At 54.0% G+C, this 13,574-nt stretch carries 12 protein-coding genes; all 12 read right to left on the bottom strand.

Translation table 11 applies throughout. The annotated features are described in order from the left end of the window. Position 1: 1 nt before the first annotated feature. Positions 2–430 carry a hypothetical protein gene (locus DPQ22_RS07995; RefSeq protein ID WP_150214933.1) on the bottom strand — a complete coding sequence of 143 codons (429 nt, stop codon included), beginning with the start codon at positions 428–430 and terminating at the stop codon, positions 2–4. Continuing rightward, positions 427–1,887, bottom strand: coding sequence for a hypothetical protein (locus tag DPQ22_RS07990; RefSeq protein ID WP_150214931.1), 1,461 nt, complete (start codon positions 1,885–1,887; stop codon positions 427–429). Before DPQ22_RS07990 ends, DPQ22_RS07995 begins: the two co-directional genes overlap by 4 nt. 421 nt (positions 1,888–2,308) lie before the next feature. Next, entirely contained in the window at positions 2,309–3,010 is a 702-nt protein-coding gene (locus tag DPQ22_RS07985) for a hypothetical protein (RefSeq protein WP_150214929.1), read from the bottom strand. 224 nt (positions 3,011–3,234) lie between these two features. Continuing rightward, on the bottom strand, positions 3,235–4,683 hold the full coding sequence (locus tag DPQ22_RS07980; RefSeq protein WP_150214927.1) for an amino acid permease: 1,449 nt from the start codon (positions 4,681–4,683) through the stop codon (positions 3,235–3,237). A gap of 90 nt (positions 4,684–4,773) precedes the next feature. Further along, the gene (locus tag DPQ22_RS07975) at positions 4,774–6,258 is read right to left on the bottom strand and encodes an amino acid permease (protein ID WP_150215012.1); all 1,485 of its coding nucleotides are present in this window, start codon (positions 6,256–6,258) and stop codon (positions 4,774–4,776) included. Positions 6,259–6,460: 202 nt separating this feature from the next. Next, positions 6,461–6,934: a helix-turn-helix domain-containing protein gene (locus tag DPQ22_RS07970; RefSeq protein ID WP_150214925.1), complete on the bottom strand. Its 474-nt coding sequence runs from the start codon at positions 6,932–6,934 to the stop codon at positions 6,461–6,463. A gap of 33 nt (positions 6,935–6,967) precedes the next feature. Further along, a complete protein-coding gene (locus DPQ22_RS07965) occupies positions 6,968–7,324 on the bottom strand; it encodes a DUF4258 domain-containing protein (protein WP_150214924.1) in 357 nt (118 codons plus the stop codon). A gap of 149 nt (positions 7,325–7,473) precedes the next feature. After that, the gene (locus DPQ22_RS07960; RefSeq protein ID WP_150214921.1) at positions 7,474–8,565 is read right to left on the bottom strand and encodes a N4-gp56 family major capsid protein; all 1,092 of its coding nucleotides are present in this window, start codon (positions 8,563–8,565) and stop codon (positions 7,474–7,476) included. Positions 8,566–8,737: 172 nt separating this feature from the next. Beyond that, a complete protein-coding gene (locus tag DPQ22_RS07955) occupies positions 8,738–9,775 on the bottom strand; it encodes a hypothetical protein (protein WP_150214919.1) in 1,038 nt (345 codons plus the stop codon). A gap of 144 nt (positions 9,776–9,919) precedes the next feature. Beyond that, positions 9,920–11,731, bottom strand: a complete 1,812-nt coding sequence (locus DPQ22_RS07950; protein ID WP_150214916.1) for a portal protein — start codon at positions 11,729–11,731, stop codon at positions 9,920–9,922. A 23-nt stretch (positions 11,732–11,754) separates the two neighbouring features. Next, positions 11,755–13,146 (bottom strand): PBSX family phage terminase large subunit, encoded by a 1,392-nt coding sequence (locus DPQ22_RS07945; protein WP_246681545.1) that lies wholly within the window; start codon positions 13,144–13,146, stop codon positions 11,755–11,757. 81 nt (positions 13,147–13,227) lie between these two features. Continuing rightward, entirely contained in the window at positions 13,228–13,572 is a 345-nt protein-coding gene (locus DPQ22_RS07940) for a hypothetical protein (protein ID WP_150214914.1), read from the bottom strand. Positions 13,573–13,574 lie beyond the last annotated feature (2 nt).

Below are 13,574 nucleotides of genomic sequence, written 5' to 3'. Positions count from 1 at the left end.
TTCAAAGCTCCTTTATATATTTCACTGTTGCAATTTTATAGCCGCAACGCGCCAGTGCCCGGTTCCAGCCCAAACGGCCGCAAGGGCAAATGGCCGCTGCTCCCGCCCGGCGGGCAAAATCTTCCAGTTGCGGCAAAAGCGCTGTCAGGGCAAGCGCACCTTCCCCCGCCAGCTCCAGCAATAATAAGCGTTTTTTGCCGCCGACCGTTATTTCCATTTCCGTAATGAGAAAAGCAATAAAAGCTTCATTTTCGTCCACAATCAGCCATAAATCGGCAAGGCCGCAGGCCACATTTTTCGCCAGTATTGCCGGCGACACATCATCGGGAAAGCGAGCGGCCAGGCTGTTCACTGCCGCTGTCAGAGCGCTGTTATAAGGCGCCAGGCGGGCCAGAGGCCAGTCCCGCACCCGGTGCAAAATATAGCTCATCGCCGCCCCGCCTGGCTCATTTCCGCGTCAAAACCGTTTATATGGTGCCAAATCTCCCCTTCCGGCACGCGCAGCCGGAATTTATGAAAACGGGCGCGCGAACGCATATGATAACGCCCGGTATAATAAGAAGCGGCAAGCGGCGGCGCCCAACGCATTGTCTCTGCCGATAAAAAGCGCGTGCCCAGCTCCAGTTGCGCCGCATTGCTGTCAATTTGCGGGTAGAGCGCGGTTATTCTCTGCATGGCACCGCTTGGGCTGCCCAGCTCCTGGCTGGCAACCAGCGCCTCCATTGGCGGGCCGGAAAAAGCGCCCAAACGATAATCATCTGAGAATATACCCAAAATCGGCGCGCTACCCTGCCAGGCCTTGCTATCCAGCGAAAATGGCAAATTTCCCAGCTCCGCCGCTACTTTATCCAGCCCTTCCAGACTATAGCCGGCCGGGTAAATCGGCAAAATCGCCAAAGCACTGATAGTTATTAACGACCAGCGCTGCAAGCCCCAGTCATAAACCAGCATTTCATCAAAATGGCCGCGGCCTTCATAATCCATGGCCCAATAAATACGCGCATAAAACGGGTCAATTACTCCGTAAATTTCAGAAATATTGACCGCATTCAGGCGTGAAAAAACAGTTCTATCAACTTTTTCAAAGCCGATAGAAACAATTTCACCTTCAGCCCCGATCTGGAAGAATCCACCCTGGTCGGCATAAAAAGCCTGGGTGCCGCGGCAGGCAATCGATTGCGCTGAAACGGCGCCGCGCTTGTCATGCAATTTGCGAAAACTGAAAACAATATCCGAACCGGGGATAAAACTGCCGGCATAAATACCGGATTGCAAAAAAATAATCGGATTAGTCGTCTCAGTTGAGCCTTGTACAAAACCGCCATCGGCAAAATCCTGATAATCGCAATTATTCTCGCCTTCCGTCCAGCATTCGGCATCATTAAGGCCAGACCAGAAAACCCGGTTGGGATTATCCGGTAATTGCATCAGGCAGACAAAATCGCCCCATATTTTCACCAGCCCGGCGCGCGGCGGATTACCGCCTAACGGGCGAAATTTATTGGCTTTACCCAGCTCAAAAACCTGCGGCGCATTATTTTTATTCACCGCCAGCACATAATTGCCAAATACGGCAAAAGACCAGCGCGCCTGAATATTGGCCGAATAAGTGATATTATCCGGCGTTATATCCTCCCACGAAAAATCAGTATTATTCAGCCGATAAAGCCTGTCAGCCGTGCCGGCAAAAATGCTGGTGCCGCCATCGGCCGAGCGCACGGCAAAACTGCCCAGCGGCATGGAAGGCAGCTTTTGCGACAGCGGCTTAAAAGACGGCATGGGAATATAAGAACCGTCCGCCGGCAAAACATTGCGGATTTCATCACTATAAGCGCCGTTTAACAGCGCAATATCCGGCCGATATTCGGCAATGGGGATAAAACTCATGAGCCAAACCTTTTTGAAGAATAATCAAACACGCTCGCCGCGCCTGTTTCGGCACAGATTGCGGCAGCGATGCTGTTTGATTGATATAATATTGCAACAGACAGCCGGTATCAGGTGCCCCTCGCCCGGCGCGATGTCTCTGCCTGCAAGGCCGCCCCAAGAGGCGAGGAGCGCCGACAGGCCAGCCTGTGGCGCGACAGGGACAAAAGAGCAAGGGGCGGCCAGAGCCTAAAATTGTGTAGCCCGCAACCGCCCTGCCCCCGCCCGGCGCGATGTCTCTGCCTGCAAGGCCGCCCCAAGAGGCGAGGAGCGCCGACAGGCTGGCCTGTGGCGCGACTGGGAAGCAAGAATACATGGCGAGGAGCGCCGACAGATTAGCCTGTGGCGCGACAGGGACAAAAGAGCAAGGAGCGGCCAGAGCCTAAAATTGTGTAGCCCGCAACCGCCCTGCCCCCGCCCGGCGCGATGTCTCTGCCTGCAAGGCCGCCCATTGCTCTCTAAAATCATTAAAAGCAGCGGCAGCCAAAGGCGCGTCTTTCAAAATATCCTTATAAATATCATATTTCGCCCGCGCTTTGATTAAATCAAAAGCTTCCGTAAACCACGGGCTCGCCTCTGCCGCCGATTTTATCGCCGGCAAGGCAGCCGGATTCAGCAATAGCCTGATTGTATAAATTTTATCAGGCACTGGATAAAGGCATAATTTTTGCCCAAAAAAGCCATAAAGGCAGGGCAGTCCCATCATGACATTGCTGCCGGCCAACAGTTCCAAATCTTCGGCGGGTTCACGCTTCAAGGCAAATATTTGGCCGTCAGCCTCACAATAGACAGCATGTATACTGCCAAACGCGGCCAAAGTGGCGTTATCCCTGGCATCATAACAGGAATAGCCAGGCTTCGTCGCCAGCACTGCTTCGCGATTGCGGTTAAAATAAAAAGGCTCGCGGGCGCAAAAGCGGATAGCAGCCAAAACCGCATTTTGTATTTGCGGCAAATAAGTATCATTCGTGTCGTCCAGCTCATCTGATATTTGATCGACCATATCTCTATAGGTCAAAGTCTCGCCGCGCGACAATATGGCCATATTATCCATAGGGCCGCCTGTTGTAACGACAATCGGCATCACTATCTCCTTTGTCAAAAATTCGGGAAATTACTGTTCGGGGGCCTGAGCGGAAAGCTATCGGCCGCAAGCCGGCTTGTGAGGCTGCACTGCCGGCCCTGGCTTGAGGCCGCGCTCCTGTCACGCAAAGCGGCGCCCCAATCACCGCCTGTAATAAAGGAGGCCCGCAAGCCTCCTTTTATCTTTCTCACCTTTATCTATTTCCCCGCTTTATGCCTGCTTTTTCAGGTTTTCTTCCCGGCAAATGTACTTTTGCGCCGGCCATAGGCAAAATAAACAGCAAGCCCGGCAAGATTCCAGATAAGAAAGCCGAATTGCGTCCTGCCCGGCAAATTCCAGAATAAATAGACACAGCCTAATATGGCCGTCAGCCCCACCAGCCCGGCGCAGGGTGCTTTGAAACCGCGCAAAGCCTGCGCCTCTCTTTTACGCAAAATCAACAGGGAAAGACCGACAGAAGCAAACAGAAACAGCGGCCCGGCATTGGCATAAACGACAATTTTATCAAAAGGCAAAAAGCCGGAAACCGCCGCCGCAATAATCGCCGTTATCAAAGTGGTGGCAATCGGCGTCCCCTTTTTGCTCATATGCGCAAACCGCGCCGGTAACAGACCGTCACGGCCAATGGTAAAAAGCAGGCGCGTCAAGGCATAAAACAAGGCCAGAATCACAGTCGGCAGAGCCATAACCGCCACCAGCGCCACCAGCCCGGCCGCCCGGTTGCTGCCCACTTGCCGCAAAACAAAGGATAAAACATCACCTTCCCGGGCAAAAACAGTATAATTAACTGCCCCCAAAGCAGCAAGGCAAACCAGCATATAAATAATAACCACCACCCCTAATGAGCCGATAATGCCAATAGACAGATTCCGCTCCGGATTTCTGGTTTCTTCTGCCGCCGTTGCCACAGTGTCAAAGCCGTAAAAGGCCAGAAAAACCATCGCCGCCGCCGCCATAACTCCGCGCTCCACCCCGTCTGCTCCAATATGTTTGACAAAGCCGTAAGGCATAAAAGGCGAAAAATTCGCCGACTGAAAATGCGGCAGGGCAATCAGCGCAAATATCAGCAAAGCAGCAATTTTCATCACCACCAGGGCAGAATTCACCAGCACGCTTTCTCTGGTGCCGACAAGCAACAGGCCGGCAATAATAACAATAATCGCTACTGCCGGCAGGTTGACAAAACCCTGTGCTCCCGTGTCCGTATCAACCGTGCCATAGGAATGCAGCAGCCAATAAGGCAAATTTATACCGTAATCCTGCAAAAAAACCGTCAAATACGGCGTGCAATAGGAAGCCCAGCCTACTGCGACAAAACAAACAGAAAGCAAAAAACCGAAAATCGTGCTCCAGCCGACAAGCCAGCCGACAATTTCGCCGCAGGCTGTATAAGCATAAGTATAGGCCCCGCCTGAAATCGGTATCATTGTCGCCAGCTCGGCATAGGCAAAAGCAGCACAGGCACAAACAAGGCCGGAAATAATAAAGGCCAGCAAAACCGCAGGCCCGGCTTTATCAGCCGCCGCGCCAATGAGAATATAAATGCCGGAGCCGACAACCGCCCCCACCCCCAGCGCCACCAAATGCGGCCAGCCAAGGCTTGGCACCAAACTTCGGGCGGCACTATGCGCGCGCATTTCTTCTATTGTTTTGCGCCTCAATTTATCAGCCATATATTATCCCTGCAAAAACTCTTAGCCCCCATGCCGGAAGATAAAACAAATACTCTTCATCTCCGCTTGTCTGTTGCATATTTTGGTATTTCACCCGGCTTGTCGGCCGCCGGCGCGGGCAAATATGCTTTTGCGCCGGCCATAAGCAAAATACACGGCAAAACCCAAAATATTCCAGCCTAAAAAGCCCAGCCTGGTCTCATTGGGCAAATTCCAGAACAAATAGGCACAGCCCAAAATACCGGTAATACCGACAAACCATACATAAGGCACTTTAAAGGCGCGGGGAGCCATGGGGTATTGGCGCCGCAAAATCAACAGGCAAACACTGACCATGGCAAAAGTAAATAACGGCCCGGCATTGGCATAATCGGCAATTTTGGCAATGGGGAAAAAGCCGGCAATCAACGCCATTAACACCGCAGTAAATATAATCGTGCCGATAAGTGTGCCGCTTTCTCCTATTTTGGCAAAGCCTGCCGGCACCAGCCGGTCACGCCCCATAGTAAACAAGAGGCGCGTCTGCGCATAAAAAAACGCCAGAATAACAGTCGGCAAAGCCAAGCCGGCAATAATGGCAATAATGCCGGCCGCCCAGTCATTATCCAAACGGCGCAAAACAAAAGCCAGAACATCGCCCTGATGTGCAAATTCAGTAAACGGCATAGCGCCGACAGCCGCCAGGCTGACAAAAATATAAATCAGAATACAGCCCATAAGCGAACCGATAATGCCGATAGACAGGTTCCGCTCCGGATTTTTGGTTTCTTCTGCTGCCGTTGCCACAGTATCAAAACCGTAAAAGGCAAAAAACACCGCCGCCGCCGCCGCCATCACCCCGCGCTCCACCCCGTCTGCGGTAAATTCCTTAAAAAAACCATAAGGCATAAAGCCCTGCGTGCCGTCCGCATTAACCGGGTGCATATTCTCACTGTTAAAATAACACAGAGCCACAGCGGCAAACAGCAGCAGCGCTCCCACTTTCAACACTACCAGCACCGCATTGACCAAAGCGCTTTCTCTGGTGCCGAGCAGCAAAAAACCGGCAACAATAAACACTACCACCACGGCCGGCAGATTGATAAAACCGTGCGCCCCGCTTGCCGCATCAACACTGCCGTAGACATGCAGCGCCCAATAGGGCAAATCTATCCCTAAAGTGCTGAATAAATGGACAAAATAAGGTGAGCAATAGGCCGACCAGCCGGAGGCAACAACACTGGCCACCAGCAAAAAGCCGAAAATTGTGCTCCAGCCGACAGCCCAGGCCAAAATCTCGCCGCAGGCCGTATAAGTATAAGTATAGGCGCCACCGGCCACCGGAATCATGGTCGCCAGCTCGGCATAGGCAAAGGCCGCACAGGTGCAAACAATACCGGCAATAATAAAAGCCAGCAGCACGGCCGGCCCCGCTTTGTCGGCAGCCGTGCCGATAAGCGTGTAAATACCGGTGCCGATAATGCCGCCAATCCCCAGCGCCACCAGATGCGGCCAGCCAAGGCTCGGCACCAGGCCTTTGCCCTTTAGCTGCCCGCTCATCTGCGCCAGTGTTTTGCGCCTTAATTTATCGACCACCAAACCTTGCTCCTCTCACAAAAATACGGCAATCTTTGTGCTTAAGCCATAAGTGAGAGAAAATAAATACAAAGCAGCAAATTTTCTGCATATAGTGCGGCCAAAACAGCAATTTCCCTGCTATTCTCGCCTCATTAAACAAAAAGGCGGCCCGAAACACCGCCTTTTCCTGTCTTGTTTTACCGGCCGCCAGGCGGTTTAATCACGCCGCTTCCTGAAGCTGATAAGGCCTGTCGCGATTATCATTGGCATAAATGAGGCAAATTTTCTGCCTGTCGGCAGTCGCCACACTCCGCTTTGCCAGCTCTTCCATGCCCAGATTAACATTCAGGCTTAATTTCTCAATCGCCAGCCGGCGGATAACCGCTTCAGCCGTGCCGTCTATTTCCGTTTCGCCGCGCTCCCAGCGGCCAATAGTCTGCTTGTCTTTATGCAGCAGCGCCGCCAGTTCTGCCTGCGTCAGCCCCATTTCCGTGCGCAAATAGCGCAATTCCGCCCCGCTTATACCCTTTTTATAACCGACAATGGCCTCGGCAACCGCTTTAAACAGCTTATTGATAAACGGAATGGTGATAATCTCTTCCCCGGCATCATCAATCTCGGGCGCAATGCCGATTAAATAGACATTATCCAGGCCGATTTCCGTATAATGATAGATTTTATCTTGCTGTGTCATTTTTAACCTCGCACCCTAAGCCAAATGCGCCGCTCATTCACCTGGCGCATTTGGCTTACTGTGTTCCCCGCCAACCCACATAACCGTCACAATTTTCAAAAGCAGTTTTTCCCGGCAGGGTATAACGACAACGCGGATAATGCCACCATCACTATTCGGCGTTTCACATTGTATTTTATATTTAAACAAACCGCCCTGTGTTGAGGCCTCGGCCTCGCCAATAACGACACCATGCTTTAAAACATGCCGAACATCAGAGGCAATAATACCGCGCTCGGCCATGCGATTTTTATAATGCAGTGTTTTCGCCTGGGTCAAATTGTCTTCACGCGCCAGTTGGTGAATATATTTCTCTGCTGTCGCGCTGTCCCAAGGCTGCTCCTCCACCATTATGCCACCCCGATTACCGCTACTTGCGTTACCGTATATATCACCATGATACTTTAAGACAAGTTAATTTTTTTATTTTTTATCAAAATTTATCTTTAATGTGCCGCAAGCTCCAAACCTGCGGCACATTTTCTGCCTCAAATCAGCCTTCAGGCGGCTTTAACAGCAGTCGAGACCACGATAGAAGCAAAATCCTGGCCGTTAAACACGGTTTTCTTAAAGCCGAAAACCGTCTTGGCCGCCACACCCAGCTCGCGCTGATAATCAAACAATTCTTCCACCAGCCGATATTTTTCGGCGCTCAACCCTTTGCCAAAGGCAATAATCCCCGCTTGCGCCCCCAATAATACGGCGCGGCGCACATTAGGCAGCTCAGTTCCGGTTGCGCTCAGCCCCGGCATAATATGCTCCGCCTCACGCAAAACCACGCCATTATACATGCCGAGCGAACCGTCAAAGAGCGGGTTTTGCGCGCGGGAACCCTGATAAGCGGCTTTTTGAATATCCAGCCACTGCCCGGCGGCCGTATTGGTGCGCAAGGCGGTTACCTGCTGCGGGTGCAAATACATAACATAAACCTGCTCGCCGTTAATGCGAGCCGGGCGGATTTTCGGGTTGGCCAGCTTGGCGCGCTCTACGGCTTTATCCACCAGGCTTAGATCAAACAGATTATCGCTTTGCAGCTCACTATCGGCTTTTTTGCCGCCGGCCCAGAAAATACGCTCAACTGTTGCGGCAGTCGGCGTGTTAAAACCGGTATGCAAGGGGGTAATATTCAGCTTGCGCCCTTCAAAAGTCAGGCTGGTGCCGGTATAACCGCATAAATGGGCAAAAGCCGTCAAAGACAGCCGGTCGGCATACCAGTCCACCAGCCCGGCATTAGCCTCTTCCCGCAGATTAAACGGCACGCGCTGGGCATCAATCGTGCCTTCATTCTTCACCCGCACGGCATGCGCCAGCTCGTTAAGCACCACTGTATCGGCATTCGTTGCCAGCGCCTCTTCTCGCCCTTCCAACTGTGTGCCTTCCGATACGCCTTCGCCAATAAGCTGGTTGCGCAAGCCAAAGGTCACCTTGTCGCCCGCCCCTTTGGCCGTTTCATCTTTAAGCTGGATAATATCGGCCGAAGATGTGCCGATAAGCGGGGCAATAGAAGTCGCTTTGGAAACTTCTGCCGCCAGTTGCCGCGACCATGTTTTAACAGCAAGCGGGTTATTCACCGCAATATTGCTTACAGCCATTTGGCTCTCCTTAAATTTTTAATGAAAAAGAAAAGCCGTTTGATACGCTCAAACGGCAAGGCGCAAACCGGCTTATGTTTTGGTGCTCAAATCAAGACAGCCGCAAATACAGGCGGCCTTTGCCCCGGCTCCGGCTCAATCCGGCGCAAATATCCTATTCCCCGTTTATGCCTCAGCCGCCAAACATTGAGCGAAAACTGTCTTTATTGCGCTCATACCATTTGGCAAATTCGGCTTCCGGCATATTGGCCACTGTCTCCAGCAAAAACGGGTCGCCAACCTGTTTGCCCGGCCCGGCAGTCAGGCTGCGAGCGCCGGCTGCCGCCTGCTTCAGCCTGTCCATGCGGGCAATTTCATCACGGCCATAGCCATAGGCTCTGGCAATATCATAAACCGCTGCTGCCGGGTTTCTCCCCTGCTGAAAAGTGCCGATAACAATATCGCGCAATTCCGCATAAATCTGCTTTTCACAAAAAGCTTTATCGGCAAAGCGCGGATCAATCGGCGCCAGCACGCCCAGCTGGCTCATACGCGCTTCCTGCAAAAATTCCAGCGCCGCATCAATATCAGGGGTAGAGCGGCGCGCGTCCTGCACTGCTTTGTCCCATTCCTGCATAATCGCCGTCTCTGCCGCGGCTGCCCGCTGTTTTTCTTCTGCCTGCTGCTTTCCGGCGGCAATTTCCTCGTTCAAGCGGTTAATCTCCTGCCCCTGCCAGCGGGCAAAACCTAAAAAATCCTCACGCGGATCAGGCGGCAAGGCCGGTAATTCCTGTTGCGCCTGCGGCAGCCTGATTTGCGGCAAGGCCGCCAGTTCCTGCTGCCATTCCAGCGCCTTGGCGCGCATTTTCTGCAATTCGGCTCGGGTCTTTTTATGCTCCTCCCGCTCAGCATGCAAAGCCGCATGCGGCACGGTTTTATTCTGCTGCGGCTCCACCCGGCCCGGTGCCTCAGCCTCACCCGACCCATCAGCCGGCCGGCGGCTTTGCCGTGCTTCCCCGGCCTCTTCCGGCAGCTCAGCCTCACCGCGCGCGGCAAAATAAGCTTTTTCCGCCGCAGTCAAATTATCACTGCCACTGGTCGGCCTGTCCGGCAGGCCAGCCGGCCCGGCCCATTTCTCACGCGGGGTGCCGCCCGCCAGCCCGCCGGGTTGCGCCAAAACTCCGCTTGTCTCCGCTGCCGTTTCAGTGCCTGTATATACTGCCTCTGTCATTATATTTCCTCATTTGTTGGAAAATTCAGAATTTATGCAAATATTGCCGGCTCTCAAGCATTTCTCGCGCAGGGTGCCGCCACAAGCTGGCCTGTCCAACCTGCGCGCTTTATTTGTCGCGCGCGCCGCCTGCCAACCCGCGCGCTAGCCCAAATCCGGCGCGCTATTCCCGGCCCGATAAATATTGGCCAGAGAATCCACCAGCGATTGCGGCAAAGGCGAATAGCGCAAAATTTCCAGCCCGATTTCCGGGGTTATATAATCCCGCAAAACCGGCAGCATTTGCTGGATAAGAGCAAAACTCCGCTCTTTCTCATTGGGGCTGGTCGGCGCATCATCAACAATAATATCATATTCGCCGCTGGCTACAGCAGAGCGGGTCAAAGGCACATAACGGCTTTTATCGGCACCCGTTATGCGAATAAGCCGCCCGTCTGACAAATAATTCTGAATAAGATATAAAACCAGCCGCCCCTGCCGCTTGCGATAACGGCGCAAGGCGTTAAACAGGGAAGCCAGCAGGTTAAGCGAGCTTTGCCGCCTGGTATGCTCCAGAATACCGGGCTGATTCACTTCCCGCGTGCCGACAAATTCCGGCGACAGGCCGGTCACCTGCGCAATAGCCTCCTTGCTCTCATTAAACAGGGTAAAAAAACCGCTGGGAAATTGCGCCAAAGGCTTCGGCTCAATCCGCCGGCCGGCAAGCGCTCCCGGCTTGGCCCAGGTAATGGCATCGGCGCGCGCCCAGCTTGTCTCGGCCTGATTATCATCGTCAAAAGCGCCGCGCTCCGCCATAATGCCGCCTTTTGACTGGCTGTTGAGCAAATACATAACCTGGCTGAAAAATTTATTGGCCCAGCGCTGCGGGTCTTTGGCCGGCCGCACCAGACCGTAAAACCGGCGCGCCGCTTTGCTGTAATAGCCGGTTATACACTCCCAGCCCAACTGCCCTTGCGGCACCAGCGGCCTGTCCGGCGCCGCCAGCAGCCCCCGCCCCAAAAAAGCGCGGCGCACCACCTTGCGATATTGCTTAATATAAGGGAAATCAGGAATTTGCGCCAAAATAGTGTCCAGCTCCGCCCGGCTATATTCTCTTAACTGCCCGCTTGAGCTATCCGCAGCGCGAAAATAGCTCTCTGTCTCAAACCAGCGGCATTCCACCAGCACGCACATTTTATCGAGCGTGGCCGTATCAGAACCCTGCTCCTCTTTATCATACAGCGCCGGGCGCTGCCGCTCATAAGGTTCATCTTTCGCTTCCAGCCCGCTTTTCGCCCAGCCTGCGGATAAAAGCGCCGGGTCGCAATCGGGAAACATGGCCTTCACCTGCTCCAGCGGCTTTTCATCAATATACCACAGCCGCCCAGCATCAGCGAGATTGGCTTTGCAGGCCCTGGCGTCCCACGCCATTTTCAGCGGATCAAGCCGCTCTATCACCGGTTCACCATCAGGATCAGCTTCAAAATCCAGCCTGGTATCAACAAAACCCATGCCGCAAATCACCGTATCGGCAAAAGCTTCACTTTCTTCATCTTCCGCACCGGCCTGATCACGAAACCATTCCCCCGCCCCGGTCAAAATTTCATTGGCAAGGCAATCCCCCTGCTCCCGCGGTATATAGCGCACTTCGCGCCGATTATTGATTTCCGAGCCGATAACCGCATTAACCAAAGGAGCAATACGGTTAAAAGTCATTACCGGCCGCTTCATCTCCGCCAACAGGGCTTTATCCTCTTCCGCCCATTGTTCGCCATTATAAAAGGCATAATCTTCACGCGCTTCAGCCCGCCAGGCGGCAGCCACAGCAATATCCTGTTTAAACCAGGCTTTCAATTTGCGTTCCAGCGCCTCCGCCGCGCCGGCGCTCCACCCCGCCTGCCCCGGTTTTTGCCTTTTTTCCCTGTCCGTTTCTGTCGTTTGCCCGCCGTCTGGCGTCCAGCCCAATTCCGCCTGCATATTCGCCTCTCATTGTTATGATTCTAGCCCGACATCCAACTGCCGCCGCTTATCGGCCGGCGCTCATCTCTGCCCCGTTTTGCCGCCACCGGCTCTTCATAAGCCACGCACATCAGGCCAAAAGCATCGGCCGCATGGCTGGCCCAGTCATGCTCCGGCCCCAGCCCCAAATTGCGATTTTCATCGCGCTTTTCATGATAGGCGGCCAAAGCATTCAGCCCGGCCGCCGTTTTGCGCGCATCAAACCACATTTGCGGCAACAGGCGCCGCGCCGCCTCTATCCGCAGCCTTGCTGCCCCCGCTCCCTGATTGGGGATAATCTCCACTTCAAAGCCGGCCTGGCGCAAAGCACTCTCAAAACTGACATCATGCACCCGGTCGCGCGTAGAGCCGTCATGCGGCAAAACCATGCGCGCGCGCTCATATCCGCGCCCGCGCAGCCAGCTTATATGCGCTTCCAAAGGCTGCCCCTGCGCCTCATAATAATCAATAATGCGGATTTCCTTGCCGATAAATTGCGCCACCCAAATCGCTGTTGCATCTGAGCGCGCGCCGGTGCCGCCAATATCCCAGAAAGCCTGGCAGGCCATTAACGGGTCGGCCGCCACGGCGCCAATGCGTCTCTCTTCCCGCGCCAGTGTCAGCCCGGCAGCATAATAGGCGCCGCTAATATAAGTGGCAAAATCCCCTTCCCAAATATGGGCATAAGATTCCGGCCGATCGCGCAAATCCGCCTGCCGCTCTTTATCCAGCACCGAGGGAAACCACGGATTATCGCGCCAGTTCAGCGCCACAATTTTGGCCTCATGCGGTTTTGCCTCACGAAAACGCTTATGCGTGGCCGAAGCGCGCGATTCCGGATTCCACGTCACCCAGATTTCCGAATCCCGCTCGCGCACAGTGGGGATAATTTTCTGCCATGCCGCCTCCGATACGCGCTCCGCCTCATCTATCCATAATAAATGAATATGCGCCTTGGATTTGATCGAATCCAGATTATGGCGCAAACCGATAAAAGCAAAAGCAATCCGCCCGTCTTTGGTGCGCACATAATTTTCACCCATACTATAATAGCCGGCCAGCCAGGGTGTGGCGGCAATCGCCTGCCGCAGCTCAGCCATTGAGCTGTCTTCCAGCGAATTCATAAATTCGCGGCCGCAAATAATCAGCCCGCTTTTGCCCGCTTGCGCCAGCAAATAGCCCCGGATAGCCGCCATAACGGCAAAGCTGCGGCTTTTGCCGCTGCCGCGCCCGCCATAAGCGCCGCGATAGCGCGCCGGCCCAATAAAAACGGGGACAAGCTTTGGCGGCAGCTCCACTTGCACCACAGCCCCGCCGGTACTTTTCTGCAAGCCGCGCAATACTCTTTCCTGCCCGTTCGCACAGGCAGAGTCCATTTTTACCGGTTTTGTCATAGCGCAATATGTTTCGTGCTCAAAAAATAATAAATATAAATTGGGTAAAAGGCCGACCGCGGCAAATCCATATGCCGGCTGCTACAAATCCGTCTCCCCTTTGCCCACAGCTTTGGCCGCTTTCTCCACCGCCGGCATGCTCTCCTTTTCCGGCCCGGCCGCACCGGCGGCAGCTACCAGCTCAATCCGCCGTACCGGCGGCACGGTTTTATCTTCCGCCTCAGTCAATACCTTGCCTAATAAGGTCAAAAACGGGCTGGGTGTGGCCACAGCCTGCGCCTGCAAATAAGAAACGAGCCCCGCCTCGCCAAATTCCTTGCCCGCCGCTTCCGCTGCCTGTAAAATCGCTTTGTGCAGTTTTTTACGCCCGGCCTTGCCCGCTGTTTTTTTGCCGGCCACATTTTTGCCGCCCTTTTTCTGTGTCATCA

It is taken from the genome of Candidatus Tokpelaia sp. (assembly GCF_008636115.1).
Lineage (GTDB): Bacteria > Pseudomonadota > Alphaproteobacteria > Rhizobiales > Rhizobiaceae > QLZD01.
The sequence above is the reverse complement of the archived record's forward strand: the minus strand, read 5'-3'. Positions and strand labels throughout refer to the sequence as shown.